This window comes from Streptomyces sp. 13-12-16 (assembly GCF_002114215.1).
Lineage (GTDB): Bacteria > Actinomycetota > Actinomycetes > Streptomycetales > Streptomycetaceae > Streptomyces.
In genome coordinates, this window is sequence record NZ_NCTE01000692.1 from 2988 (window position 1) to 5534 (window position 2547).

At 74.8% G+C, this 2547-nt stretch carries 3 protein-coding genes; 1 reads left to right on the top strand and 2 read right to left on the bottom strand.

Annotated features, from left to right (window positions below):
* Together B7767_RS26400 and B7767_RS26405 are read right to left on the bottom strand one after the other, a co-directional pair.
* Window positions 1–241, bottom strand: a 241-nt coding sequence (locus tag B7767_RS26400; protein ID WP_373408242.1) for a response regulator transcription factor, incomplete at its 3' end; no start/stop codon positions are given.
* Window positions 238–1572, bottom strand: coding sequence for a sensor histidine kinase (locus B7767_RS26405; protein WP_085574378.1), 1335 nt, complete (start codon window positions 1570–1572; stop codon window positions 238–240). The genes B7767_RS26405 and B7767_RS26400, both read right to left, overlap by 4 nt.
* Before the next feature lie 293 nt (window positions 1573–1865).
* Between B7767_RS26405 and B7767_RS26410 the strand changes: the two genes are divergently transcribed.
* Window positions 1866–2438: a heme-binding protein gene (locus tag B7767_RS26410; RefSeq protein WP_085574379.1), complete on the top strand. Its 573-nt coding sequence runs from the start codon at window positions 1866–1868 to the stop codon at window positions 2436–2438.
* The last annotated feature ends 109 nt before the right edge of the window (window positions 2439–2547 follow it).

The following is a 2547-nucleotide window of genomic DNA, read 5'->3' on the forward strand; positions in this document are numbered from 1 at the left end:
CGATGCCCTCACCCAGCTGCAGGTCCATGAGGACCACGTCCGGAGTGAGCTTCACGGCGAGCGCGACGGCCTCCGCCCCGCTGTCCGCCTCCCCTGCCACCTCGATGCCCGGGGCGCTGTCCAGCAGGGCGCGCAGCCCGGCGCGGACCACAGCGTGGTCGTCGCACAGCACGATCCGGACGGGGGCGGGTTCGACGGGTTCGGAGGGGTCCATGGGACCGGTGGGGTCGGGGCGGGTCATGGTGCGGGGGCCTCCGCTTCGCTGGGGGTGGTGTGGAGGGGTACGGCGGCGGAGACGACGGTGCCGTCGCCGGGCGCCGACTCGACGGTGAGGGTGCCGCCCAGTTGGCCGACCCGGGCGCGGATCGCGGGCATCCCGTGTCCACGGACTCCGGCGGCACGCTCCGGCAGGGCTGAAGGATCCAGGCCGCGACCGTTGTCGGCGACGTCCAGACGGACCTGGTCACCCAGGTAGGTGAGGGTGAGGGCGGCCCGGGTGGCGCCGGAGTGCTCGCGGACGTTGGCAAGGGCCCCCTGTGCGATGCGCAGCAGCGCGGACTGCACCCGGTCCGGCAGACCCGGTCCGGGTGCGCCGTCGACCACGCAGGTCACGGTGCGTTCCGCCGTGCTCTCGCGGGAGGCCAGGCCGTGCAGGGCCGCTTCCAGGCCACCGCCCTCGGCGAGATCGGCCGGCGCCAGGTCGTGCACGAACCGGCGGGCCTCGGTGAGGCTGCTCTCGGCGATCGAGGCGGCCGTGCGAACGTGGGCCTGTGCCTGCCGGGGATCGGTGCGCCACACCCGGTCGGCCGCCTGGAGGAGCATCCGCTGGCTGGACAGGCTCTGGGCGAGGGTGTCGTGGATCTCCATGGCCAGCCGCTGACGCTCGGCGAGGGTGCCCTCGCGGCGTTCGGTGGCGGCCAGTTCGCGGCGGGTGCGCACCAGGTCGCGGATCAGGGCGGCCTGACGTGTCGCCTGACGGTCCATGTGGGTGAAGACCGCGGTCGCCAGGAGGGCCACGGCGGGCGGGCCGACCACCGCGTCGATGTCGACACGGTCGGCCAGCCGGAGCTGGGCGACGACGACGAAAACGGTGAAGAACGCCACCAGCGTGTACGCGGCGCGCGTCGGAAGGGTCCGCAACGCGGTGTAGAAGAGCGGCACCGCGCACCAGGCGAAACTGGGCGCCAGGGCGACCAGCACGGCCCAGACCGCCACCAGTGTGCCGAGCCACACCAGCCCGGCCAGGGGCGGCCGTCCGGAGAGGGTGGGGACGTCGGGGATCCCGGCCGCGGAGGCGGTGGGAGCCGCGGGGGAGTCCTGGGGACCGGGCGGGCCGGTCGCGGGCGGGGGAGCAGCCGTGCGCCGGCCCACGACGTAGAGCACGGCCAGCACGCCGGCCAGGGCGAGGACGGCGGGCACCTGGGGCTGGGCGCCGTGCCGCAGCACGTAGCGGACCAGCGCGGAGGCCAGCAGCAGGAAGAACGCCAGATGGATGACGAGCGCGAGTCTGCGTGCCTCGCCGTCGACGGCTTGCGGGCGGGCGCGGGAGGCTCGGCTCCTGGACGACAACATGGGGTGTTCCTCCCGCCCGGACATCGGGACGTACGGACATGGCTGCCGGACTGGGCAAGTACTGACATTGTCGCCCCGCCGTCACCCGGTGGGGTCAACCGATCGGATGACCCCGGCATCGACCGTCCCGCGTGCCGGAACCAGCCGCTACGCCGACGGGTGCGCGGGGTGGGCGGGCCGAGGCTGGAAGCACAGCGCAGGAAGCGCTGCATCCGCCCGCACCGGACGGGCGAGGCCGCGACACGGCCCGCCCCCGGGACGGGGGAACGCGACATGACTGGGGAGTTGTCCTGATGCAGCACAAGGCCAAGAAGTTCTCCACCCGTGCCAAGGCCGTCACCTCGGTGGCGGCCCTGGCGGCGGTGGGCGCCGGTGTGACCGGCGCCGTGTCCGCCTCCGCCGAGACCCCGGCCGCCGCTCCGGCCGTGGCCTCCGCCGCGGTGAAGGGGAAGGCCACGGCCACCAGCACCCATCTGACGGTCGCCGCCGCCACCGACGCCGCTGAGGCGGCGCTGAAGGCCGCGCAGAAGGAGGGGCAGCGGGTGAGCGTCGCGGTGGTGGACCGCAACGGCAACACGATCGTCACCCTGCGTGGTGACGGTGCCGGGCCGCAGGCCTACGAATCCGCGATCAAGAAGGCCTACACCGCCGTTTCCTGGAACGCGCCCACCTCCCAGCTGGTCGAGCGCCTGGAGTCGGTGCCCACGCTGAAGGACATCCCGGGGACGCTGTTCCTGGCGGGCGGCGCCCCGGTCGCGTCCTCCGACGCGCCCATCGCGGGTATCGGCGTGGCGGGCGCGCCCTCCGGCGACCTGGACGAGAAGTTCGCCCGGGCCGGCGTCGCGGCCATCTCCGACGGCCGCTGATCCCGGCCCGGCACTGATCCCGGCACCGGCCCCGGTGCTGGTCCCGTCGGGCTGAGCGGTGGTCCCGCCCCGGGTCCGCCCGGCGCGCGGGGCGGGGAGGTCCTCGCCG